This window comes from Serratia symbiotica (Periphyllus acericola) (assembly GCF_964019515.1).
GTDB lineage: Bacteria > Pseudomonadota > Gammaproteobacteria > Enterobacterales > Enterobacteriaceae > Serratia > Serratia symbiotica_D.
This window is the reverse complement of the sequence record NZ_OZ026452.1, coordinates 763,418-787,962: the sequence shown is the minus strand read 5'-3', so window position 1 is coordinate 787,962 and position 24,545 is coordinate 763,418. Positions and strand designations below refer to the sequence as shown.

General features: G+C 52.0%; 14 protein-coding genes and 17 pseudogenes. 7 read left to right on the top strand and 24 right to left on the bottom strand.

What is annotated here, in order from left to right; all coding sequences use genetic code 11:
• Positions 1 to 27 precede the first annotated feature (27 nt).
• From AACL06_RS04410 to tyrR, 4 pseudogenes are all read left to right on the top strand, one after another.
• Positions 28 to 958 (top strand): annotated as a pseudogene (locus AACL06_RS04410) (IS5 family transposase).
• A 54-nt stretch (positions 959 to 1,012) separates the two neighbouring features.
• Positions 1,013 to 1,488 (top strand): annotated as a pseudogene (locus AACL06_RS04405) (YcjX family protein); the annotation flags it as partial.
• Positions 1,485 to 2,291, top strand: a pseudogene (locus AACL06_RS04400) (TIGR01620 family protein); the annotation flags it as partial. The pseudogenes AACL06_RS04405 and AACL06_RS04400, both read left to right, overlap by 4 nt.
• Positions 2,291 to 3,782, top strand: a pseudogene (gene tyrR, locus AACL06_RS04395) (transcriptional regulator TyrR); the annotation flags it as partial. The pseudogenes AACL06_RS04400 and tyrR, both read left to right, overlap by 1 nt.
• A gap of 41 nt (positions 3,783 to 3,823) precedes the next feature.
• Here tyrR and tpx read toward each other — a convergent pair.
• The 8 genes and pseudogenes from tpx to rsxA form a co-directional block, all read right to left on the bottom strand.
• Positions 3,824 to 4,328, bottom strand: a pseudogene (gene tpx, locus AACL06_RS04390) (thiol peroxidase).
• Positions 4,329 to 4,892: 564 nt separating this feature from the next.
• Positions 4,893 to 5,534 (bottom strand): endonuclease III, encoded by a 642-nt coding sequence (gene nth, locus AACL06_RS04385; protein WP_339038062.1) that lies wholly within the window; start codon positions 5,532 to 5,534, stop codon positions 4,893 to 4,895.
• Positions 5,531 to 6,232, bottom strand: coding sequence for an electron transport complex subunit E (locus AACL06_RS04380; RefSeq protein ID WP_339038060.1), 702 nt, complete (start codon positions 6,230 to 6,232; stop codon positions 5,531 to 5,533). The genes nth and AACL06_RS04380 overlap by 4 nt, the downstream gene beginning before the upstream one ends.
• On the bottom strand, positions 6,229 to 6,858 hold the full coding sequence (gene rsxG, locus AACL06_RS04375; RefSeq protein WP_339038284.1) for an electron transport complex subunit RsxG: 630 nt from the start codon (positions 6,856 to 6,858) through the stop codon (positions 6,229 to 6,231). The genes AACL06_RS04380 and rsxG overlap by 4 nt, the downstream gene beginning before the upstream one ends.
• 9 nt (positions 6,859 to 6,867) lie before the next feature.
• Positions 6,868 to 7,953, bottom strand: a complete 1,086-nt coding sequence (gene rsxD, locus AACL06_RS04370; RefSeq protein ID WP_339038058.1) for an electron transport complex subunit RsxD — start codon at positions 7,951 to 7,953, stop codon at positions 6,868 to 6,870.
• Positions 7,954 to 8,076: 123 nt separating this feature from the next.
• A complete protein-coding gene (gene rsxC / locus AACL06_RS04365) occupies positions 8,077 to 9,930 on the bottom strand; it encodes an electron transport complex subunit RsxC (RefSeq protein WP_339038056.1) in 1,854 nt (617 codons plus the stop codon).
• The gene (rsxB, locus tag AACL06_RS04360) at positions 9,923 to 10,495 is read right to left on the bottom strand and encodes an electron transport complex subunit RsxB (protein ID WP_339038054.1); all 573 of its coding nucleotides are present in this window, start codon (positions 10,493 to 10,495) and stop codon (positions 9,923 to 9,925) included. Before rsxB ends, rsxC begins: the two co-directional genes overlap by 8 nt.
• Positions 10,495 to 11,076, bottom strand: a complete 582-nt coding sequence (rsxA, locus tag AACL06_RS04355) for an electron transport complex subunit RsxA (RefSeq protein ID WP_339038052.1) — start codon at positions 11,074 to 11,076, stop codon at positions 10,495 to 10,497. Before rsxA ends, rsxB begins: the two co-directional genes overlap by 1 nt.
• 397 nt (positions 11,077 to 11,473) lie before the next feature.
• On the opposite strand from rsxA, the gene AACL06_RS04350 reads away from it, so the two are divergent.
• Positions 11,474 to 11,635, top strand: coding sequence for a hypothetical protein (locus tag AACL06_RS04350; protein WP_339038050.1), 162 nt, complete (start codon positions 11,474 to 11,476; stop codon positions 11,633 to 11,635).
• Positions 11,568 to 12,329 (top strand): annotated as a pseudogene (locus AACL06_RS04345) (IS5 family transposase); the annotation flags it as partial. The gene AACL06_RS04350 and the pseudogene AACL06_RS04345, both read left to right, overlap by 68 nt.
• A 367-nt stretch (positions 12,330 to 12,696) precedes the next feature.
• On the opposite strand, the gene dacA reads toward AACL06_RS04345, so the two are convergent.
• From dacA to pspA, 16 genes and pseudogenes are all read right to left on the bottom strand, one after another.
• On the bottom strand, positions 12,697 to 13,908 hold the full coding sequence (gene dacA, locus AACL06_RS04340; protein ID WP_339038048.1) for a D-alanyl-D-alanine carboxypeptidase DacA: 1,212 nt from the start codon (positions 13,906 to 13,908) through the stop codon (positions 12,697 to 12,699).
• Positions 13,909 to 14,128: 220 nt separating this feature from the next.
• Positions 14,129 to 14,621 (bottom strand): annotated as a pseudogene (locus tag AACL06_RS04335) (GNAT family N-acetyltransferase).
• The gene (locus tag AACL06_RS04330; RefSeq protein ID WP_339038282.1) at positions 14,609 to 14,824 is read right to left on the bottom strand and encodes a DUF1778 domain-containing protein; all 216 of its coding nucleotides are present in this window, start codon (positions 14,822 to 14,824) and stop codon (positions 14,609 to 14,611) included. Before AACL06_RS04330 ends, AACL06_RS04335 begins: the two are co-directional and overlap by 13 nt.
• Before the next feature lie 335 nt (positions 14,825 to 15,159).
• Positions 15,160 to 15,831: pseudogene (locus tag AACL06_RS04325) on the bottom strand (RlpA-like double-psi beta-barrel domain-containing protein); the annotation flags it as partial.
• A pseudogene (locus AACL06_RS04320) lies at positions 15,832 to 16,638 on the bottom strand (FtsW/RodA/SpoVE family cell cycle protein); the annotation flags it as partial.
• Between the two features lie 11 nt (positions 16,639 to 16,649).
• A pseudogene (gene mrdA / locus AACL06_RS04315) lies at positions 16,650 to 18,555 on the bottom strand (peptidoglycan DD-transpeptidase MrdA).
• Positions 18,556 to 18,644: 89 nt separating this feature from the next.
• Complete coding sequence (gene rlmH / locus AACL06_RS04310; RefSeq protein WP_339038047.1) at positions 18,645 to 19,061, bottom strand: 23S rRNA (pseudouridine(1915)-N(3))-methyltransferase RlmH; 417 nt, start codon at positions 19,059 to 19,061, stop codon at positions 18,645 to 18,647.
• A 3-nt stretch (positions 19,062 to 19,064) separates the two neighbouring features.
• Positions 19,065 to 19,370, bottom strand: a pseudogene (locus AACL06_RS04305) (RsfS/YbeB/iojap family protein).
• A gap of 110 nt (positions 19,371 to 19,480) precedes the next feature.
• Entirely contained in the window at positions 19,481 to 19,669 is a 189-nt protein-coding gene (locus tag AACL06_RS04300) for a hypothetical protein (RefSeq protein WP_339038280.1), read from the bottom strand.
• Positions 19,670 to 19,898: 229 nt separating this feature from the next.
• Positions 19,899 to 20,757 (bottom strand): annotated as a pseudogene (locus AACL06_RS04295) (IS5 family transposase); the annotation flags it as partial.
• Positions 20,723 to 20,884 (bottom strand): hypothetical protein, encoded by a 162-nt coding sequence (locus AACL06_RS04290; RefSeq protein ID WP_339038045.1) that lies wholly within the window; start codon positions 20,882 to 20,884, stop codon positions 20,723 to 20,725. The pseudogene AACL06_RS04295 and the gene AACL06_RS04290, both read right to left, overlap by 35 nt.
• A 13-nt stretch (positions 20,885 to 20,897) precedes the next feature.
• Positions 20,898 to 21,818, bottom strand: a pseudogene (locus AACL06_RS04285) (YcjX family protein); the annotation flags it as partial.
• A gap of 22 nt (positions 21,819 to 21,840) precedes the next feature.
• Positions 21,841 to 22,065: a phage shock protein PspD gene (locus AACL06_RS04280; protein WP_339038044.1), complete on the bottom strand. Its 225-nt coding sequence runs from the start codon at positions 22,063 to 22,065 to the stop codon at positions 21,841 to 21,843.
• 36 nt (positions 22,066 to 22,101) lie between these two features.
• Positions 22,102 to 22,315 (bottom strand): annotated as a pseudogene (locus AACL06_RS04275) (PspC domain-containing protein).
• A pseudogene (gene pspB / locus AACL06_RS04270) lies at positions 22,315 to 22,539 on the bottom strand (envelope stress response membrane protein PspB). The pseudogenes AACL06_RS04275 and pspB overlap by 1 nt, the downstream one beginning before the upstream one ends.
• Positions 22,540 to 22,597: 58 nt before the next feature.
• Positions 22,598 to 23,263 (bottom strand): annotated as a pseudogene (gene pspA / locus AACL06_RS04265) (phage shock protein PspA).
• Positions 23,264 to 23,438: 175 nt separating this feature from the next.
• Between pspA and pspF the strand changes: the two are divergent.
• Positions 23,439 to 24,413, top strand: a pseudogene (pspF, locus tag AACL06_RS04260) (phage shock protein operon transcriptional activator).
• The last annotated feature ends 132 nt before the right edge of the window (positions 24,414 to 24,545 follow it).

Here is a 24,545-nt window from a genome sequence, read left to right as displayed (position 1 = left end):
CTCCTTCTGTCAAAATAGCGACATTCCGTGGCCCAGCAAAAGTTAAACATCACCAACTTGAAGGCTTACAACAACGCCCTTATCACTCGGGATTCACTCACTTGCTGGGGGGATGAAACGGCACTTCACGCCTGGTACTGCGAGGCAAAACCTTCTCTGCGTGGTCGCCCACCACATTATTCCGATATGGCAATTACCAGCGTATTGATGCTGAAACGGATTTTCGGCCTGACACTTCGCGCCCTCCAGGGCTTCGGCGACTCCATTGTCACACTGATCAAAGTGCCGTTGAACTGCCCGGACGACACCTGCATCAGTAAGCGGGCGAAGTCCGGCCATGTCCCGTTTAAAACACCAACGCCAGGTGAAATTGCGCACCTCGTTATCGACTCTACCGGGCTCAACGCTCAACGTGTTGGGTTAAGGGGAGTGGAAGGTAAAAAAACACGGTCAGGAAAAACGGCGGATCTGGCGAAAACTGCATTTGGCCGTAGATACAGAAACACATGAGGTCATCTGTGCTGATCTTTCCTTGAGCAATGTCACCGATACCGAAGCCTTCCCAGGTCTCATCCGCCAGAGGTACCGTAAAATCAAAGTCGCCTAGGCGGATCGGGCTTAGGATACGCGAGTGAGTCATGATGAGTTAAGGGGCAAGAAGCTCAAGGCGTTAATACCGCCCAGCAGCGGAACCCGTTATTAGTCGCCAGACTATGCAGAGCGAAATCAAGCGGTAGCGAACCAGCGCCTTACCAGAGACAACACACGGTGGAAAAGTATCACAGGCTACCACCGACGTTCGATAGCGGCAACAGCGAGGTATAGAGTAAAACAGCTATTTGGTGGTCCCCTGTCGCTGCGAGATTATGATGGGCAAGTTGCAGAGGCGCTGGCCATGATCTGTGCATTAAACAAGATGCCGCTCACCGGTATGCCAGAAAGTGTACGCCTTGCCTGAAAGATACCCATTCACGGGACTCTTTATTCCAAATCCGATTTATTCAACAAAGCCCAATTGATGCAGAGTTTCCATTACGGCAAACGCACGCTGTTGCGTCGGCTGTTTTCGCCCACCATCGACAAACTGATGTTCGCCGCGACTAAGGCGGATCATATCACTACCGATTAGCACGCCAATCTGGTCTCGCTGTTGCAGCAGTTAGTACAAGAAGCGTGGCAAAACGCCGGATTTGAGGGTATAAGCATGGATTGTGTGGCTCTCGCGGCAGTGCAGGCCACTGAAAGCGGCATTGTTGAACATCAGGGGCAGTCTATACCGGCGCTGAAGGGCAATCGGCTGGAGATGGCGCACCACTGACTGTGTTTCCTAGCGAAGTGCCTGTGCGTCTGCCTAGGCCAGCGTTCTGGCAACATCCAGGGTTCTATTTTGACCCATTCCGTCCGCGTACCATGAACGTGGACAGCCCTTTGCCGCACATCCGCCTGGATGCAGCGATGGAGTTTTTACTGGAAGAGACATTGCGATGAGTGAGTCGATCAAACCCCGTATCGATTTTGAACAACCACTATCGCCATCCCAGGCCCTGGAGTTGCGCTCTGGTATCACCTTCGATCAAGAACAGGCCGAACGCTTTTATCCGACGGCATCTGAGCTGCAACAGGAAGAAGACATCATTATGGCAGTACTGAAGCCGAGACGTAGCCTATGGCGCAAAGTGGTCACCGTCGGGTTTGTACTTTTCGCTGCCAGCCTAGTGGCGCAGAGCGTGCAATGGCTGCATACTGCTTGGGGGCAGCAGGATTGGATTGCCATCGGCGGTGGTGTGGCCAGTGGTGTGATCCTCCTTGCCAGTATTCGCTTGCTGATCACCGAATGGTACCGCCTGTATCGTTTACATCAACGGGCGAAAGAGCGCAACGTGTCGCGCGAACTGCTGCACAGCCACGGCCTAGGCAAAAGCCGTGCATTCTGTGAGACGCTGGCACGTCAGGCTGGGTTGGAGAAGGGGCACCCAGCGCTGCAGCGCTGGCAGGCTTCATTACATGAAACCCAGAACGATCGCGAGGTGGTGGAACTGTACGCCAAGCTAGTGCAGCCAGTGCTGGATAACAAGGCACGTCGGGAAATCAGCCATGCAGCTGCCGAGTCAACGTTGATGATCGCCATCAGCCGGTTAGCGCTCGTTGACATGGCGTTTATCGCCTGGCGCAATATTCACCTGATTAATCGCATTGCTGCGGTATATGGTATTGCTCTGGGCTATTTTAGCCGCATTTGGCTATTTCGATTGGTACTGCTGAACATTGCCTTCGCGGGGGCATCCGAACTTTACGTGGCATCGAAATCGCTCCCATCGGCCGTATTTACCTCAATTTTTCCCAGCTTGAATTTGACACTTTTCGCGTGTTGATGACGGAGATCCGCCACATTGACGGCGTGACTGATGTGCGCATTGTCAATTTCATACCGTCTAAACGTAAACAGCGTGCGTTGCGGGAATCAATGCCAGAACCGGTGTTGTCGATCGACATGAAAGGCAAGGTCGAACTGGTCAATCCGGCGGATCAGGTGCTGTTTAGCTTAAGCAAGGACAAAATCCGCCACCAGACGGCCAGCGTGCTGATCGGCGGCTACAACTTTAACTGCTGGCTAGATAGCAAACACTCCGCGCCACATTCCGCGGGGGTGGTGATCCGCAGCCAGGACTTCCTGATGGATATCACGCCTATTTATCTGGAAGACGAGGAGACGAGGATCAGCACAACAATGCTGTGGGGGCGGTAGTAATGCTGAAATCAACCGCGCGGATAGGGCGTCAGTTTCAGGATCTTTCTGTCAATGACGATACCGAATTCGATCATATCGTTGCCGTCAGCGCACCGATGTGCCATGTTCTGGAACAGGCGCGCAAGCTGGCGATGTTTGATGCGCCGCTGCTGATCGTCGGCGCCACTGGCACCGGCAAAGATATTCTGGCGCTCGCCTGCCACCTAGGCAGCCCACGTGGTAAACAGCCATTTCTGGCGTTGAGGCGTTGAGTTAAACTGCGCTGCATTGCCGGATCATGTGATGGAAAGTGAACTTTTCGGCCATGCGCTGGGCGCTTATCCTAACGCATTGGAAGGTAATAAGGGCTTTTTCGAGCAAGCCAGCGGGGGGGGCGTTGCTACTGGATGAAATCGGTGAGATGTCGCTGCGCATGCAAACCAAGTTACTGCGCTTTCTCAATGACGGCACTTTCCGCCGAGTGGGTGAGGAGTATGAAGTACATGTCGATATACGGGTAATCTGTGCGACTCAGAAGAATATGACTGAACTGGTGCAGCGCAACGAGTTCCGTGAAGATCTCTATTATCGCATCAACGTACTCAACATTACCATTCCGCCGATGCGCGCGCGTCCGCAAGACATCATGCCGTTGACCGAATTGTTTGTAGCACGTTTCGCCGATGAGCAAGTCGTGGCGCTGCCTAGGTTGGCCAACGATCTAGGTAGTTTCCTCCGTCAATACGCCTGGCCGGGCAACGTGAGGCAATTGAAAAACGCCATCTATCGTGCACTGACTCAGGCTGAGGGCTACGAACTGCTTCCGCAGGATATTGTGCTGCCAAAGTTCAACGGGGATCTGCCACCTGGGGATGACGTCTTGGAAGGGTCATTGGACAATATCAGCAAGCGTTTTGAATGCTCGGTGCTGACACGGTTGTGCCGCACTTATCCCAGCACCCGCAAGCTGGTGAAGCGGTTGGGCATATCCCATACTGCCATCGACAAGTTGCGTGAGTGCGGGATAAGCAGCCGCAAGGCAGGCAAAGAGTAAAAAGATCCTGGCAATGCCTTTGGGTTTACCGCGGGGTGTTTTTATTTCAACGCCGCTAACGCTGCATCGTAATTCGGTTCGGTGATGATTTCATCCACAAGCTCGCTGTACAAAACGTTATCTTGGCTATCTAGCACCACCACGGCACGGTCGGCCAGGCCCGCCAACGGCCCATCAGCGATATCAACACCATAGCTATGTTTGAACGGCTGCGCCCCGCAGGGTGGACAGCGTAATCACGTTGTTCAGGCCCTCTGCGCCGCAGAAATGGGATTATGCGAACGGCAGATCAGAAGAAATGCACAGCACCACGGTATTGTCTATGTCGCTGGCCAACTGGTTAAATTTACGTACTGAACTCGCGCAAACGCCAGTGTCAACGCTAGGGAAAATGTTAAGGACTTTGCGTTTACCTACAAAGCTGCTCAGTTCTACGTCTGACAGGTCTTTGGCAACCAGCTAGAAGGCTTTGGCTTGTTTGCCCGGCTGTGGCATTTTGCCTGCCACGCTGAGCGGATTGCCTTGAAAATGTACGGTTTGAGTCATCGTTAGTTTCCTTCTTACAGGTGTGTACACCAAGGCCATGAACCCAGATGGCCCGTTGGCCGTCTATAACATTAGGTTCATTCCCTGGCGTCAGTTTATGTCAACCAGGTTGGATTGGATACGCAAAGTTTATCATTTCGCCTTGTCGGCAACCCGCCAACTGAGTTCTTCAGACAGATTGTATGCACAGGTTTTGTGTTTGATGACAGGACTATTAGACGAAGAAGAAGAATGAGAGCGACCTCATTATTTTCATTTTTCAATCTACACTGAATGTCATCAGGCTATCGTCCTCTTTCCTCTCGCTGCCACGCGCAGGGTCCTACACACCATGTGTTGGCTAATGGCAAGCGTCGTTGTAACCTTGCGAATAGCCACATTTATATTAATGTTATCATCAACCTAATCAGGAGACGTTATTATCCAGGGACAAGTGTATATGATTTATTCAACAACGCCCATGCAGGAACATTTACTGCTAGATATCGCATATTTGATAAAAACACGCAGTGAAATAGGAAGAGCACCAGGCAGGAAGCCAGGGTAGTTTGGTTTCTCGGAGCATTAAGCGCTGGGGTAAACCTTTTCTTTAAACTCGCACAGATCTTCGATAACGCAGGAACTACAGCGGGGCCTTCTCGCAACGCAGGTGTAGCGCCCATGCAGGATCAGCCAGTGGTGGCAGTCGACCTTGAACTCGGCAGGAACCACCTTCAGCAACTTTTCCTCGACCAGATCGACGTTTTTTCCCGGTGCGAAATGCGTGCGGTTGCAGACGCGGAAGATATGGGTATCTACGGCAATAGTTGGCCAGCCAAAGGCGGTGTTCAGCACCACATTGGCAGTTTTACGGCCTACGCCTGGCAGCGCCTCCAACGCGGCGAGGTCTTCGGGGACTTCACCGCCGTGCAGTTCCAGCAACCTGCGGCAGGTTCTAATCACATTTTCAGCCTTGCTGTTGAACAGGCCTATGGTCTTGATGTACGCCTTGACGCCATCGATACCTAGCGCCAGCAGGGCGGCCGGCGTATTGGCGACTGGATACAGCTTCGCCGTCGCCTTATTGACGCTGACATCAGTAGCCTGCGCAGAAAGCAGCACCGAAATCAGCAACTCAAACGGCGTGGTATACACCAGCTCAGTGGTCGGATGCGGGTTGTTGTCGTGCAGCCGGGTAAAAATTTCTAGTCGCTTGAATTTATTCATCGGACTTTATCTGTGCATTCTACTGCCAACATTGCGACGGGAATGCTGGCCTGAGCCTTACGCACCTTCATCTTCTCGTCTATCAGGTACTTCAGCGCCAGCAGCAGACCCAGGCCAATAAAGGCCCCTGGCGACAGCATTGCTAGCAGAAATGGGCTATCAAAATGCACCACCTCAATACGCATCAACTTGGCCCAACTGCCCAGCAGCATATCGGCACCATCAAACAGCGTGCCTTTGCTTAGCAGCTCGCGCATCGCGCCTAGCGTCACCATTACGCTAGTCGCACCGATACCGATGGCCATACCATCTAGTGCCGACAGGCCAATAGACTTCTTAGCTGCTACTGCCTCAGCGCGGCCAACCACGATGCAGTTGGTGACGATCAGCGGAATAAAGATCCCCAAAGACTGGTAAAGGCCAAAGGTGTAGGCGTTGATCAGCATTTGCACGATACTGACAACCGCCGCGATAATCATTACATAAATCGGGATGCGTACTTCACTTGGCACCCAGCGGCGTACCGCAGAAATGGAGGCGTTGGTCAGCGTCAGTACTAAAGTGGTTGCCAGGCCCAGCCCAAGGGCGTTGGTGACCGTGGAGGTCACCGCCAACAGTGGGCACATTCCCAGCAGTTGCACCAGCGCTGAATTATTCTTCCATAACCCCTGAACAATCAGATCTTTTGCTTCACTCATTTGTTGGTTCCACATACCGATAAGCTACCCAGTTTAGGTGGCAACGTTTCCATATACAATGCCGTGCGCCGCACAGCATTCACCACGGCACGTGGGGTGATGGTCGCACCGGTGAATTGATCGAACACGCCGCCATCCTTCTTTACAGCCCAGTGTTTATCACCTGAGCTTTCGAGCTTCTTGCCGCTAAAGAAGGCGATCCAATTCGATATGCGCAGTTCAATTTTGTCGCCTAAGCCTGGCGTTTCGTGATGCTCGATCACCCGGGTGCCAAGCACGGTGCCGTTGAAGTCAGCACCGACCAGCAGTTGAATAGCACCAGAGTAACCGTCCGGCGCAATGGTCTCCAGCGCCGCGGCGCTTGGCTGACCATTTTTTCGCGCCAGATACAGGTGATGTGGGCCGCTGTTGCCCAATATCGGATCGCTGACCAGAAAGCACTCCGCTTGCATATTATTGTCGTAATTCTCCGGCGGCACGACCTGATCGAGCAATGCTTTTTGCTGCTGTGCCGCCTGATGCGCGATGGTTTTTTGCGTCAGGCTGTTAACTACAGCAGTCAAACCCGTGGTGACCGCAGCGAAAACCGCCAGCGTGGTGCCATGTTTCTTCATTGATTTTAGCATCATGGCTCCTTAGCGATGACCGTAAACGCGCGGCTGCGTGTAATGGTCGATTAGAGGTACGGTGATATTAGCCAACAACACGGCGAAGGCAACGCCATCCGGGTAGCCGCCATAAACGCGGATCAGCCATACCAGCACACCAATCAGCGCGCCGTAAATTAGGCGCCCCCTCGGCGTGGTTGAGGCGCTGACCGGATCTGTGGCGATAAAAAATGCGCCGAGCATGCTGGCACCGGAGAACAGATGAATCAGCGGCGATGCCTGGTGGGCCGCATCGCATCCCCAAGCTATCCCAGAGCAGATGCCAAGCGCTGCCAGCATGCTGACCGGGATCTGCCAGTGGATCAGCTTACAGGTGAGCATGAACAGGCCGCCGACGAGAAAACCGAGGTTGACCCACTGCCAGCCAATGCCCGCCAGCACACCACTAAACAGCGGCTGCTGTAACACCTGTTCAACGCTGTAGCCGCTGCGTAAACCGGTTTTGAAAGCATCCAGTGGCGTGGCTTGGCTGACGCCGTCATAAGCCATCTGCAACGCGTGGATGTCAGACCCCTGAGCACTATGCCCACTAAAAATGATCAGCCAGGTATCTTGGAATGACAGTGTCGTGGCGCGTAGTTCGTGCGGCGATAACCAACTGGTCATCTGTACTGGGAAGGAGATCAGTAGCACCACATAGCCGACCATCGCCGGGTTGAACGGGTTCTGCCCCAAGCCCCCGTATAATTGTTTGGCGATCACGATGGCACAAAAGGTGCCGATGACGATCATCCACCATGGGGCTAACTGGGGCAAGCTGATGCCGAGCAGCAGGGCAGTCAGTAGCGAGGAGTTGTCCGCCAACCGACGGCACACCGGTAGTTTGCGCAAAGTTAGAATGGCCGCTTCCGCCAGCAGTGCGACTATCATCGCCAACGCGGTTTGAATGAATGTGCCGTAACCAAACAAGCCTACCTGCGCCGCGATACCAGGAATACATGCCAGCATCACCCAAAGCATGATGCGGTGGGTGTTTTGCGGGTTATGGGCGAAGGGTGAACTGGCAATGTGTAAGCCTCTGGCGGCTGTAGATGATACCGGCCTGAACTTCATAGAGTAACGACACCTTTTGCCAAACTTGTGGCAGTTCTATCGCCCTGCACGACAAGGCGCTGTGAAAATTTATCGCTGGATATTCTACCAGATTCATTGCCAGGTTAATACGCTTTAATCGGGTTACTCTTCATTGGTTTCATAAGGCGAGACTTCCCGTGCTGCTTTCTTGGGTTTAGCACGGGCGATGGCTGCTGCTACCGCTGCCTTGCGTGGATCTGCTTCAACCACAGCAGGTGCTGCTGGGTTTGGCACAGGGAGGGGGGCCAGCACCGCTTCTTTTTTAGCTTTCACGCGTGCCAGTGCAGCATCCACCGCCGCTTTGCGCGGATCTTCGCTTGTACTGGCCTGGGTTTCCTGCTGGGCGCGGCATTCGCGCGCCTGTGCCTTGCGTGCTTCACGGGCAGCGGTGATCTCGCTGTTATCTAGCTGCTGGCCATGAACCGTCGTGGCTGTTGCCTCAGCGTTTTTGCTACGCACCCGTGCCAGTGCGGCTTGCACTTTATTCTGATCGTCATTGGTCAGTTTTATGGCCGCTTTCTGGTAACGCTGTTCACGTGCTAGCTTCTCACGTTCTAAACGCGCTAGCTTGGCTGCATAACGTGCTTTGGCTTCGGCGGTACGGGCCGCTGCCTGATCGATGGCCTTAATCTCGGCCTTTTCTTGCCGGTAGTACTGCACCAGTGGAATATTACTGGGGCATACGAACGCACAGGCACCACACTCGATGCAGTCGGACAGATTATGGTTACGCGCTTTGTCATGCTCCTTGCCACGGCTGAACCAGTAAAGTTGCTGCGGTAACAAACCCGCAGGGCAGGCATCCACGCACAACCCGCAACGGATGCATGCCTGTTCAGGCACTTGCGGCGACATTTCATTGAGCGACGGGGCCAGAATGCAATTGCTGATTTTAACAATAGGTATGCTGAGAGCGGGAAGGGTAAAACCCATCAACGGCCCCCCCATAACTACCATCGGCTGCGCCTGCGGTTGGAAACCGGCATAGTCTAATAGATGCTGTACCGGCGTACCTATGCGCGCCAACAGGTTACCTGGCTTACTGAGCGCCTCGCCGGTCAGGGTGACCACGCGTTCAATCAATGGTTCACCGTTGACTATTGCGCGTTTAATCGCGAAGGCAGTACCAACGTTCTGCATCAACACACCGATGGCAGAGGAGTGCTTGCCGTGCGGTACTTCTTTGCCAGTGAGGATTTTGGTCAGTTGCTTGGCCCCACCGGAAGGGTACTTGGTCGGGATCACCTGCAGCGCAATACCTGGTTGACCATGCAGTGCTTGCTTTAGCGCCGCAATGGCCTCTGGTTTGTTATCTTCGATACCGATGAAGGTGACTTTCGGTTGCAGCACATGGCGCAGGATCTGCGTACCCTCAATGATTTGATCGGCATGCTCTTGCATTAGACGATCATCTGCGGTGATATAAGGCTCACACTCGGCGGCATTAAGGATCAGCGTCTCCACGCTGCTGATGCCGCTTTGCAATTTGCTGGAGGTGGGGAAGCCAGCACCACCCAGGCCGGCAATACCAGCATGATGGATGCGTTGAATCAGCTCTGCCGCTGACAGTTGGCGGTAATCCGCCACCGGATCGCGTTGACCCCAGCGGTCTTCGCCGTCAGCCTCAATGAACACGCACAGCTCTGCCAGCCCAGAGGGGTGGGCGGTGATATGCGGCTTTATGGCGTTGACGGTGCCGGAAGTCGGGGCGTGTAAAGGAACAACACGGCCTTGACCGACAGTCAGGGGTTGGCCTTTCAGCACCAGATCACCGAGGGTGATGCACAGCTCGCCCTCCGGCCCCAAATGTTGCTGTAGCGGGATCACAAAGGTCTTTGGCAGGGGAGCGGCACGCAGTGGCACGCAGCAAGATTGCGCCTTCATTTCCGGCGGATGTATTCCACCGTCAAAATCCCATATCCGGTCATTTTTAAACGCGTCGAACAGCTTAAACATGTCGCTCCACATGAATTACTTGCACTGGGATGGTCTTCATATCCCACTTCCAGTTAGCGGGATTGGTAGCGATCGGTCTCATTTCAATACAGTCAGTAGGGCAGGGGGCAACGCACAGATCGCAACCGGTACAGATGTCTGCAATCACCGTGTGCATGGTACGGGTAGCACCCACAATAGCATCTACCGGGCAGGCTTGAATGCACTTGGTACAGCCGATACAGTTGGCTTCGTCGATATAGGCGACTTGTCGTACCGGTTCGGCGTCAATTTCGCTGCCTAATGGCTGTGGCTCTACGTTGAGCAACTCAGCCAGTTTTAGCATCACAACCTCGCCGCCAGGAGCGCACTTGTTGATCATCTCACCATTGGCCACCGCCTCGGCATAGGGACGGCAACCGGGGTATCCGCACTGTCCGCATTGGCTTTGCGGCAGAATATCATCGATCTGTTCGGCTACCGGATCTTCTGCTACCTCAAAGCGCCGTGCGGCATAGCCCAGCGCCAGACCGAACAGAAACCCGAGCGCACTGAGCACCGCAATAGCAACCCACAATGCGCTCATTAGCCTTTCACCAGCCCGGTAAAGCCCATAAAGGCCAGCGACATCAACCCGGCAGTGATCAGGGATATCGCGGAACCACGAAACGGTGCTGGCACATCGGCAATAGCCAGGTGTTCGCGGATAGCAGCAAACAGCACCATCACCAGAGAAAATCCAGCGGCAGCGCTGAAGCCATACACCGCAGAATGTAGGAAGTTATAGCCCAGATTGACGTTAAGCAGTGCTACGCCGAGCACCGCGCAGTTGGTGGTGATCAGCGGCAGGAAGATGCCCAGCAGGCGATACAATGCTGGACTGGTTTTACGCACCACCATCTCGGTAAATTGCACCACCACTGCGATCACCAGAATGAACGACAGCGTGCGCAGATACACAAGATCTAGCGGAACCAAGATAAAGGTATTGATCAGCCAAGCGCTGACAGATGCCAACGTCATAACAAAGGTGGTGGCCATCCCCATGCCGATGGCGCTTTCCAGCTTCTTGGATACGCCGAGGAAGGGACACAGGCCAAGAAACTTAACCAAGACGAAGTTGTTCACCAGTACGGTACCGACAAAAAGGAACATGTATTCAGTCATTACGATACCTAAAAAAATAAAGCCGCCTATTATCGGGAATCTGCGGCGCAACGACAACCTTCTATAGCAATTTTAGGGCGATTTTGGGTTTATTCTAGCCAAAATTTGCACAATAATCCGCTGGGTCGCTTCCCTGAGCTAAATGAACAGACCCTATAAAGCAGCTCTACCCGGTGCTATTGATGAGGAAAATATCGCTATTATTTCGCCTACCCACTAAGGATGCATGGAAAATGTTACCACGTGCTAAGCGCCCCTAAGTGGGATAGGCTCTAAATACCTGTTACGTTACCTTATATTATTAGGGGCAGTTGGGGATAAGGCTCCTAAAGGCATAATGGCCTTTTTAAAACGTTTAATGCAAGGGAATCCGCTTCATGTCTTGGTTGCAGCGGCGTTGTTGAATAAATCAAACTTTTTGCCGGGACGAGGATCAGATCACTCTCCTTCTGTCAACATAGCGACATTCCGTGGCCCAGCAAAAGTTCAACATCACCAACTGGAAGGCTTACAACAACGCCCTTATCACTCGGGATTCACTCACTTGCTGTGGGGATGAAATGGCACTTCACGCCTGGTACTGCGAGGCAAAACCTTCTCTGCGTGGTCGCCCACCACATTATTCCGATATGGCAATCACCAGCGTATTGATGCTGAAACGGATTTTCGGCCTGACACTTCGCGCCCTCCAGGGCTTTGTCGACTCCATTGTCACACTGATCAAAGTGCCGTTGAACTGCCCGGACGACACCTGCATCAGTAAGCGGGCAAAGTCCGGCCATGTCCCGTTTAAAACCCCAACGCTGGGTGAAATTGCGCACCTCGTTATCGACTCTAGCGGGCTCAACATGTTGGGTGAAGGCGAGTGGATGGCAAAAAAACACGGTCAGGAAAAACGGCGGATCTGGCGAAAACTGCATTTGGCCGTAGATACAGCAACACATGAGGTCATCTGTGCTGACCTTTCCTTGAGCAATGTCACCGATATAGAAGCCTTCCCAGGTCTCATCCGTCAGAGGGACCGTAAAATCAAAGTCGCCTCGGCAGATCGGGCTTAGGATACGCGAGTGTGTGATGATGAGTTAAGGGGCAAGAAGCTCAAGGCGTTAATACCGCCCAGCAGCGGAGCCCGTTATTGGTCGGCAGACTATGCAGAGCGAAATTAAGCGGTGGTGCACCAGCGCGTTACCGGAGACAACACACGGTGGAAAAGTATCACAGGCTACCACCGACGTTCGATAGCGGCAACAGCGAGGTAAAGAGTAAATCTGTGCATTAAACAAGATGCCGCTTGCCGGTATGCCAGAAAGTGTACGCCTTGCCTGAAAGATGCCCATTCACGGGACTCTTTATTCCAAATCCGATTTATTCAACAAAGCCCCAAAAAATATAGAGCCTCAAGATATTAGTCTTCTGTCAGCATATGAAAAAGCCGCCTCGCTAGCAGAAGGCCCCTGGAGAAACTATCTTTAAGGCAAGGGTTAATGTACAGTCCATGCGATCATGGCTGCAGCAATGTGTGCCTACTGGATAGGCGCTAAGTGCACACTTTTGCTCGGCTGGCCTTCATATTTTGTGACAGACATTACAAAATTTTTGACGATTACCACTTATCACCTCTTATCCGAACCAGCGATGAAACATCAGTTTGACGCAGTCAACGGTACGGCTAAAGAAGCCGCCTTCTTTCACCTCGTTCATCACTACTAGCGGGCATTGGTCGATGATTTTACCATCCAGTTGGAAGTTGATGTTGCCGACAACCTGGTTCTTCGCCGACGGAGCGTGAATTTCTGGGGTATTGAGCACGTAGCTGGCCTTCAGATCTTTCATGCGGCCACGTGGGATTGTCAGATAGACGTCTTTATCCACGCCCAGATCGACGCGATCGGCATTGCCAAACCACACGGGTTCAGAAGCGAACGCTTTGCCGACTTTTAATGGCGCGACGGTTTCGAAGAAACGAAAGCCCCAGGTCAGCAATTTCTTGCTTTCGGTTTCACGGCTTTTGTAGGTACGGCCACCCAGTACGGCGGAGATCAGACGCATCTGGCCTGCAGTGGCCGAAGCTACCAGGTTGTATCCCGCTGCATCGGTGTGGCCGGTTTTAATGCCATCAACGTTTAAGCTGGTATCCCACAGTAGACCGTTACGGTTCATCTGGCGTATATTATTGAAAGTAAACTCTTTTTCTTTATAAATTGCGTACTCGTCTGGTACATCGCGGATCAGTGCCTGGCCGATCAGCGCCATATCGCGTGCCGAACTGTACTGACTCTGCGCATCCAGGCCATGTACCGTCTGGAAGTGGGTATTCTGTAGGCTAAGCTTGTTAACGTAGGTATTCATCAGATTAACGAACGCATCCTGGCTACCCGCTACATAGTCGGCCATCGCCACGCAGGCATCGTTACCGGACTGTAGGTTAATACCACGGCTCAGCTTGGCGACTGATACGCGATCGCCTGGTATAAGGAACATCAGCGAAGAACCTTTGAACACAGGGTTGCCCGTCGCCCAAGCATCTTTACCCACAGTAACCAGATCTTCCTCGCCGATCTTGCCGACTTTCAGCGTGTGGCCAATAACGTAGCTGGTCATCATTTTGGTCAGGCTGGCTGGATCGCGGCGCGCATCGGCGTTCATCTCAGCCAGCACCTTGCCGGAATTGTAATCGATCAGTATGTATGCTGCCGCATCGATTTGCGGGACATCTGGGATCATGGTCTTTATATTAACGTCATCGGCATGCGCTACAGTAGCGGTGCTCATTGTGATAACGGTACTGAGTGCTATACGCTTGATGAAGCGAAAATAATTTACATGTTTCATGATCGTAACTACAACATCCGTGAGGGTAAAGATCACACTATAACATATAAGATCCCGGTAGGGATTATTCATCATTGGACTGTTAACGCCAAGCTGTAATGTCCCCTAAACAGACATTAAATTTATGTATGAATTGATACGAGCAGAGATCTGGTAAAAGGATGCTGCTCGTAGATATCATGTCCTAGATAAAATCAAGCGCTAGGTTGCTTGCTCAGGTTTAAACAATACGATGCAATCGGAGAAAAAGCGTTTTTTCTTGAGTGTTTGACTGCATAAGCCCATGATGCAGATAAAATTGTTTTGCCGCGTCAGACAGGGCATGAAACATGATGGCACGTACCCCGATATTCTCTGCCACGCGACAGATGCGTAATACTGCATCGTGAAGTAAATCAGTGCGAAGGCCCTTAACATGGTAACCCGCATAGACAGCTATTCTTGCCGGTATTATGACCGAGATGGGATAAGGCATGTTTCTTCTAAGGCTGCTTGGTGCAATAGCATGAGTCACACTACCCAGTAGCCAGTGAGTAAAAACCGACCACCTGTGAAGAATGTTCCCTGCATACCACAAACGTCCTTGCTGCACCGATGGATTGATTTTTCAATCCCCGGTGTTTAATCCATTCATCCAGTACTGTTTTCCCGGAGTGAAACTTTGAAAGAATGTATATCTTGTTGAGCGGTGTCGGTGCTGTTACTTTTCCCACTGCGGTTTTCTTGCCAGCAGTGCATCCAGTGCCGGATTAGCTGTGACTGGTGCATCCAGCATATCGATAAATTCTGCGTATTGTTCATCATTGAGATTAAATATCCGGCGATCAAGAAGCACGTTTTCAGCAGCCTGACAGGCCATCTCGAGGATAAAGTCAGTACGCGATTTATGTAGAATGTTGGCTGCTGTATCGATCAGTACTCGCTGAGCCTATTTTGCCTGAATATTGAGCTGAACATCAGATTTCATGATTTGCTCCTTCTTGTATAGCAATTGATATACATATCTTGCATCTGCTGTAAAGCAAACGCTCTACTCACCGAGAGGGAAATTTTCTGGGTAAGTGACAAATGAATAAAACTATCTGGCTTCGATAGGGGTAAGGACATTTCTGATTTGCAGTGAAGGAGGTGCTACTTCTGCTTTGCGCTGACCATTAATCACTGGACACATCTGGTTTAAAGACACTTTAGCTACAAGAAAATGTTTTAGCTAAGTAAGCGCTTATTAATCCTGTTCGGCCGTAGTTAATGCTAAAGGTCCACAATGATGAAAGAGTGTCGCTGTGCTTCGCTAGACAAGCGCTGTTGCAGTTGTACCGCCTGGCTGGATGCTGCGACTTTGCCCGGTACTCCAAACTGCTGGCTCAGGCGTTGCGCCCAACGCTGAGCGTGTTCGACGTTGCTCAACGCTCCGATCTGCACCCAATAATCACCCGTTGAGGCAGCGGCCACGGCAGTTTATGTGGAGCAATCACGCATGGTGCCAAGGTACACCGAAGAAACCACTGTGGCTGTTATTTTCTGGTACATTGTCGCTGATGTTCAGGCTACTGTTAGCGACCTGGTGCACCGCTGCACCATTGGTGAGTGGGGCTTATTTGCACTGGCGTACCCATGCTGCTGGCGCCGAGATCCGGACGCGCCGGTAGGGCATATCTTTGTTTCCCAACCGTGGTGCCGGGTCAGCTTAGGGTGCCGTCTGGCGCAACGCGAATAAAATCGACCTTGACCTTAGTGTTATTGGTCAGGTTCAGGCGATCGGCGGCGGCTTTCGAGAAGTCGATGATGCGGCCTTTGGTTTAAGGGTCGCGATCGTTGATGCGCACCACCAACTGACGGCTATTAGCCAGGTTGGTAATGCGCACGTAACTTGGGATTGATTGGTAGCCTCGGATGGGCTGCTGTCAGGGAACTGGGATCGAAGGCCAATACCGCGAAGATAAAGTCAGTGTGGCGTTCCGGCAGAAACTCCAACTGTGATTGAGTGCTGTGCAACCAGCCTTTGCCCACCAGTCCCCCGGAACAAATGGCGATTTTCGACTGAATAATATGATAGCCGGCACCGAGTGGATCGCTTTCTGGATCTAGCAGCATCATGACGCGATCACGCTGATAGCCGTGCATCAGGAAGAACCACAGCACCGGGATAAAGGCCGCCAGCAGCAGGGCGGCGATAGCGATCAGCTTCCAGTTCATGCCGGATAAGAACAGCACGAACAGGCCGGATGCGGCGATAAGGATTGAGGTGCCCAGATCCGGTTGTGCTGCGACCAGCAGGGCTGGGAAGAAAATCAGCACCAGCGCGATGCCGGTATTCTTCAGCGAAGGCGGGCAGACATCGCGGTTCATAAAGCGTGCGACCATCAGCGGCACGGCAATTTTAGCGATTTCTGATGGTTGGAAGAGCACGAAACCGAGATCCAGCCAGCGTTGCACGCCTTTACTGATCTAGCCGAAAGCATCTACCAGTATCAATAAAATCACATAGGTAATATATAGATAGGGGGCCCAGCTTTCATAGACTCGCGGCGGGATCTGCGCCATTACGCCCAGAACGATAAGCCCGATGACGATTTGACCGATCTTGCGCTCCATCATCCCAATGTCCTGGCCACTAGCGCTCAACATCACCAACGCGCTGTAAATCAGCAGAGTGAGAATGAGCAACAGGAACGTGGGATCGATGTGAATTTTGGCCCAGATCGAGCCTTTTTGTTGGCTTTCAGTCATGTTCTATCTTCCTAATCACCTTCTACACCAGGCGGCAGCGGAGCCTCATTGGGTAATTGTGTATTGTTGTCTCCCAGCAGGATATGATCGAGGATCTGATGAGTAATCGTCCCGATCCGCTGGGCCGGCACCGCCGTTTTCCAAAATGATAGCGACTGACACCGTAGGGTTGTTGTACGGTGCAAAGGCAGTCATCAGCTTATGGTCACGCAGATGTTCTGCCAGTTTATTAGCGTTGTAGGTTTCGTAGCCGAATACTTGTGCTGTACCCGATTTTGTCGCCGCGAGGTAAGGCGCATCTGCGCAGTAATGACGTGCCGTACCGTTCTGACGATTGGCAACACCATACATGCCGTATTTGGCAATTTCCCAGAAGCCGGAGTGAATATCCCCGATCTGCGGGCTATCTACCTGGCGGAATGGCACCAGCACACCGTTGACGCGGGTACTTTGTAGCAGATGTGGCGTTTTGACATTGCCATCGTTAATCAGAGTATTGAGCGCCTTGGACATTTGGATAGACGTAGCGGTCCAGTAGCCTTGGCCGATGCCGACTGGAATGGTATCACCCCGATACCACGGTTTTTTATAACGTTTGAGCTTCCACTCACGGGTCGGTATCAAGCTAGAGCACTATTCAGACAGGTCGATACCGGTATACTGGCCGTAACCGAACTTGGTTAACCAGGTCGATAGCCGATCCATACCCATATCATAGGCGACTTGATAGAAAAAGGTATCTGAGGATTCCTCCAGCGCTTTGGTGACGTTGAGGCGGAAGTGACCCCATTTTTTCCAGTCGCGGAAGCGTTTTTCCGAACCGGGAAACTGCCACCAACCGGGATCGAACACCACGGTATTTTTGGTTATCACCCCGGCACTGAGTGCCGAAACGGCAATGTAGGGTTTCACCGTTGATGCGGGGGGGTATAGCCCCTGAGTGGCACGATTGATCAGCGGGCGGTTTGGATCGTTCAGCAGCCCTTGATAATCTTTTTTGGAAATACCATCGACGAACAAGTTCGCATCGTAGCTGGGGTTGGAGACCATTGCCAAAATGCTGCCGGTATGCGGATTACTCACCACCACCGCAGCGCGGCTACCCACCAGTAGCTGCTCGATATAGCGTTGCAGGTTGAGATCTAACATCAAGTAAACGTCCTGGCCGACGGAAGGCGGCTGTTCGTGCAGTTGGCGGATCACCTTACCCCGGTTGTTGACTTCAACCTCATCTTAGCCGGTTTTGCCATGCAACCATGCAACGTTTTTTCATAATAGCGCTCGATGCCCAACTTGCCGATATCGCGGGTGGCGGCGTAATTGGCCAGTTTACCGTCCTGAATCCAGCCGTTCGATGTCACGATCGTTAATCTTCGATACGTAGCCAATGACATTGGTGAGGGTGGAACCATAAGGGTAGTAGCGGCGCTGGTAGCCTTTTACTTCCACACCGGGGAAACGGAACTGATTGACTGCAAAGCGGGCGACCTGTGCTTCATTTAGTGCGGTTTTCACGGGAATTGAGACAAAGCGGCGCGAGCGCTGACGCTCTTTTTCGAAATTGGTGATGTCATCATCGGTTAAATCGACCACCGGACGCAGAGCCTGCAGCGTGGCCTCCAGATTGTTGACCTTTTCCGGCATGAGCTGTAACTGATAAATGGTGCGGTTGAGCACCAGTGGGGTGCCGTTACGATCATAGATGATGCCACGGCTGGGGGCGATGGGCACCAACTTGATGCGGTTTTCATTAGAGCGGGTACGGTAATCCTCAAAGCGCACAATTTGCAGATGATACAGGTTGGTGATCAGGATGCCGCTCAGCACCAGAATGACCAAGAATGCCACCAAGTCGCGGCGTACAAACAGGACAGATTCAGCTGTATAGTCGCGAAAAGGGTTACGTTCTATTTTCATCCCGCTGCTTTTCACTCTGTCACGATTATCACCGATTATTCCCGGTGATAAGGATGATTTGTTGCAATACTCCAGGCACGGTAGAGGCTTTAAGCCACCAGAACGCGCACTAAAGGATGCGGTAATGTCAACGGCGAGAGCGACCAGCTCTGTTCTGCTGCGGCTTTGCACGCCGGAGCCAGCCCTTCTGGGCCGCCAATCAGTAGGCTGACGTTGCGGCCATCTTGCTTCCAGCGCTCAAGCTGCTGCGCCAGTTGCGGCGTTTCCCATGCTGTGCTGGGGATATCCAGCGTGACAACGCGATTGCCTTTACCCACTGCCGCCAGCATCTGTTCGCCTTCTTTTTTCAGAATACGTTTGATGTCAACGCTCTTGCCGCGCTTGCCGGCCGGGATTTTACTCAGCTCAAACGGCATATCCTTGGGAAAGCGATGCAGATAATCGATAAGGCTGGTTTGCACCCAGTCTGGCATTTTGGTGCCGACCGCCACCAGTTGCAGTTTCACCGCTTAGCTCCAGAGTTTTTCCAACTCGTAAAGGTGATGGCTCTCTTCCTGCATCACATGCACAATCACCTCACCCAGTAGGAAATTCCTGGCCTTTCATAACCATGCAGTGCTATGCCAGCAGCGCGGGATTGTTGCATCAGGTGGTCAGCGATTGACATCACGATGACGGGTAGTAGAGGTGCCGGTGTAGATAATGATGCAGTCGGTGATGCTGGATTTGCCCTGTACATTTAGAACAAGAATGTCTTGGCCTTTCAGGTCATCGATTTTATCGATGACGAAATCTTGGAGCGCTTTACTTTGCAAAGGTTTACATTATTTTTTATCTTATAAATCAATATTTTAAAATAAAAATGTCACTATTAATCAAAATTCGGTCATAATCATACGGCTATTTCTATCCATTCGCTACCTCATCAGTCCTGATATTTTTCCGTCATTGCTGCCAATTTGTGTCCAAGCAGTTTCTGTGCAAACTCTCCATCTCCAGAGATAGACTCGGTGTATAGTCTGGCTGAAAGGCTTCGTATTTCATGAAACGATGGAGGACTTCCGCTCCAGCTTAACAGTGTGAGTTCTCTTGACTTTGCAAACCACTTTGAAATGGTATTTTTACCTAAATACCTGCGCCAAATAGTAGATAACTGAAGGAACTCAATCCGGTTTGAGCGATCTGATCAATCACCAAACATCACAAACCCTCACAACCGGACTGAGTAATGCCGATCATAGCACCCATCCCACGACATGAACGACGTCAGATGGGCTTTGTTGAATAAATTGGATTTGGAATAAAGAGTCCCGTGAATGGGCATCTTTCAGGCAAGGCGTACACTTTGGCATACCGGCGAGCGGCATCTTGTTTAATGCACAGATCATCGCCTGCGCCTCTGCAACGTGCCCATCATAATCTCGCAGCGACAGGTGACCACCAAATAGCTGTTTTACTCTGTACCTCGCTGTTGCCGCTATCGAACGTCGGTGGTAGCCTGTGATACTTTTCCACCGTGTGTTGTCTCCGGTAACGCGCTGGTTCACCACCGCTTGATTTCGCTCTGCATAGTCTGCCGACCAATAACGGGCTCCGCTGCTGGGCGGTATTAACGCCTTGAGCTTCTTGCCCCTTAACTTATCATCACACACTCGCGTATCCTAAGCCCGATCCGCCGAGGCGACTTTGATTTTACGGTACCTCTGACGGATGAGACCTGGGAAGGCTTCGGTATCGGTGACATTGCTCAAAGAAAGGTCAGCACAGATGACCTCATGTGTTTCTGTATCTACGGCCAAATGCAGTTTTCGCCAGATCCGCCGTTTTTCCTGACCGTGTTTTTTTACCTTCCACTCGCCTTCACCCAACATGTTGAGCCCGCTAGAGTCGATAACGAGGTGCGCACTTTCACCCGGCGTTGGGGTTTTAAACGGGAAACGGGACATGGCCGGACTTTGCCCGCTTACTGATGCAGGTGTCGTCCGGGCAGTTCAACGGCACTTTGATCAGTGTGACAATGGAGTCGACGAAGCCCTGGAGGGCGCGAAGTGTCAGGCCGAAAATCCGTTTCAGCATCAATACGCTGGTGATTGCCATATCGGAATAATGTTGTCGGCGACCACGCAGAGAAGGTTTTGCCTCGCAGTACCAGGCGTGAAGTGCCGTTTCATCCCCCCAGCAAGTGAGTAAACCCCGAGTGATAAGGGCGTTGTTTTAAGCCTTCCAGTTGGTGATGTTGAACTTTTGCTGGGCCACGGAATGTCGCTATTTTGACAGAAGGAGAGTGATCTGATCCGCGTGCCTGCCAAAAGTTAGATTTATTCAACAACGCCCATCAATTAGCTAAGCGCCAAGCGCATCTCGTTGAACGCTTGTGGCCCACTGTTGAGCGCTTTTAGGCAATCGACCAGAACGATCTGCCGATCGATGCTGGCAAAATGTTGCTGATAGAAGTTTTTGACAATCGATTGGCAATAGTAATTAAAGCGTGCGCGCAGCATGCCGATGTAGGTGTGCCTGTCAGCCTGTGCCAACCTTGGTTCGCCGAGGGCGTCAACATTCGGCCACGGAAAGAATTGCAGCGCGGGTGTGCCTGCCAGATCACCCGGCAGCACGAAACGCCCCGGCTGAATAAAGTGCAGCCCTTAATGTTTGTAGCGCAGCAGGTAGTCGATGTAACTCTGGGCGATCGCCGCTAGCCTGTTCTAATCGGCGGGTGCCAGTGGGTCACAGCTTTTGCACAGATCCAACCAAGTTTTGGCCCACTGAGCGCGATTACCTTGCAGTAGCCCCACCATCTGGCGCGACCAGACTAGGTAATCCTGTTCGAGCATCTGCAAATCCAGCAGTCACTCACCGGGATAATCGATAATTTCCAGATATAACGTGGAGGTCTCTTTGAAGTGACGCAGCAGCGAACTGTTGGAACGGTAACGCAACGTCAGGCAGATCTCGCTGACGCCGCGTGTCGGGGTCGGCCAGATTTGCGGTGTACCGTATAACTGTGCCAACCCTTGATCATAGGTAAAGCGCTGGATGCACAGGTCACGCTGCGCAATGCGTTTGACACCCAGCAGGCGCCCCTCGCGCACTGGCGAGAATAACAGCAGGCGCGCCCCGTTCTATACGTGCAGCAATTGATTGACAAAATCAGTGATAAAAGCCGTTTTACCGCTACGGCTCAGGCCCGTTACTGCCAGACACAAATGACGATTCATTCCAGGTTTGACCAGTGAAGTTAACTCATTTTGCAGTCGTTTTATTGTTGCCCTTTGCATCACGCCCCTACATCTCGTTTAGCCCCTTGCGGAACAACAGTTCCAGCACCAACGCCAACATAACGCGGATCGGTTTACGGCCCACGGCCTTCAACAGCCAGTTAGCCGCACCCGCCGGACCGTAATTCAGTAACGCTATGAGCATAACTTTAGACAAGGCCTTCAACATTGCTCCCGATCTCGGTTTAAATCTACCCGCTTTGTCGACATTCAAGGCATAGTTTTTATTCATTGGCGATACCCTCCGGTATGTTGCGTAGCAGCATGTTTAAAGTTTGCCGAAGTGGCTTTGCACACTGAAGGTATCGGAGGTGACGTAGCGTTCAACCTGTCGCAGTTGCTGTTCGCCGCTGTCTAGCTGATACGCCAGTTGATCGAGCAATTGACGTGGCGATATAGTGCGCCAGACCGGCGCATACGCCTTTCACCTTGCCTTCTTCTGGCACACGATACAGTTTTTTACTACCCAGAATGTTGCTCATCATGATCTTCTCCAGTTCGGGTGTTCGGCATCAAGGATCTTTTCCAGCACCTGAATACGTTCACACATGCGTTTGGCATCTTCAGTCAACTGCAATAAAAGCTGCATATCCTGATGGCTCAGTTGAATGCCAGATTGCCGATGGCTGTAATGCAACCAAAGCTAAATCGGCAAGATAAACAACACAAAGAGTGTCAACGGAATGGCAAGTAATAATGCACTCATTTCTATTCCTTTTTAGGGTCTTTGGATGGCGGCCGCTTGCGCCATGACCGCTGCCGCCTTACTCGGAACGGTTCATTTTGGCTTTCAGCGCTGCCAGTTGCTCGCTGATGTCGTCATCGGCTTTCAGTTCGGCAAACGCGTGATCCAAAGCGTTCTTTTTACCGATACTGATGCTTTCAGCTTCCGCTTCCATGTGGTCGATCCGGCGTTCGAACTGCTCGAAACGCGCCAGGGTTTTATCCAGCTTGCCACTGTCGAGTTGACGGCGCACTTCGCGAGAAGAGGAGGCCGCCTAGTGGCGCAGCGTCAATGTGTGTTGGCGCGCCCGGGTTTCGGTTAGCTTGTTTTCCAGCTCGCCTATTTCGCTCTTCATACGTGCCAGCGTTTCCTCCACGATGGATAGCTCATACGTCAGCGTGGCGATCAGGTCAGCGACCCTTTGCTTTTCAATCAGTGCTGCGCGAGCCAAATCTTCTTTATCTTTGCGCAGCGCCAACTCGGCTTTGTGCTGCCAGTCGTTCAGTTGGTTTTCACCCTGCTCGATGCGACGTAGTAACTGTTTCTTCTGTGCCAGCGCGCGTGCCGAGGCGGAGCGTACTTCAACCAGTGTGTCTTCCATTTCCTGAATCATCAAGCGTACCAATTTCTGCGGATCCTCTGCTTTGTCCAGCAGGGTGTTGATATTGGCGTTCACGATGTCGGCAAAACGAGAAAAAATACCCATAATTCATATCCTCTTGGTTTTTAATGGCGTCTGAAACGCTGTGTAAAGTTCCATCAGAGATAATCAAAATCCATGCCAATATTTAATTTATTGAATTATAAATACTATTTACTTTTGACTCTTAATAATGCTAGTATAAATTATTTTTTCTCACCAAATATTGGCGAATTTCATCATGATCGAGCAGTTAGACAACCTACTGGGCGAGGCAAACGTCTTTATCGAAGTATTGGAGCAAGTCTCTCAACTCGCGAAACTGAAAAACCGGTGCTGGTGATCGGCGAACGTGGCACAGGCAAAGAGCTGATCGCCCACCGCCTGCACTATCTGTCAAACCGTTGGCAGGGCTCCTTTTATATCGATCAACTGTGCAGCGCTGAACGACAATCTACTGGACTCCGAGCTGTTCTGCCACGAAGCCGGTGCCTTTACCGGTTCGCAGAAACGTCATCTGGGGCGCTTTGAACGCGCCGATGGCGGCACGCTGTTTCTTGATGAGTTAGCTACCGCGCTGATGCCGGTGCAGGAAAAGCTGCTGCGGGTGATCGAATATGGTCAATTAGAGCGTGTCTGCGGTAGCCAGACACTACAGGTAGATGTCCGCCTGTTGTGTGCCACCAATGCCGATCTGCCCGCATTAGCAGCCGCGGGCAAATTCCGCGCTGACCTTCTGGATCGGTTGGCATTTGACGTGGTGCAGTTACCGCCGCTGCGTCAGCGTCATCAAGACACTATGCTGCTGGCCGAACACTTCGCCATCCACATATGCCGCGAGCTGTCGTTGCCGCTGTTCCCCGGTTTCACCAAAGGTGCCAGAGATACCCTGCTGGGTTATCACTGGCCAGGAAACGTGCGTGAGTTGAAAAACGTGGTGGAACGTTCGATATACCGTCACGGCACCAGTAGCAGCAAATTGGTTGATAAGATTGTCATCAATCCTTTTACCCATCGCGAACTGCCACAAGTAGGCTACTGCGATGCGCAGCCCTCTCTGCCGCTGGATTTAGAGGCTTGGCAAGATGGGCAGGAGAAATTGCTGATCGAAGCGGCACTGCACCAAGCAAAATTTAACCAGCGTAAGGCGGCACAACTGCTGGGACTAACCTATCACCAGTTGCGCGGCATGCTGAAAAAGCATGCGCTATTCTGACTTTAAGGAATTTGTTGCACCGATGGTTACCACGCTATACTTTGCCAAGTTTAATGGCACAGACTTACCTTTTATTATTTGAGCGTGCCAGCCGCTGCAAAGTGACGGTTTAATTAGGCGTGTGTAAAAAAT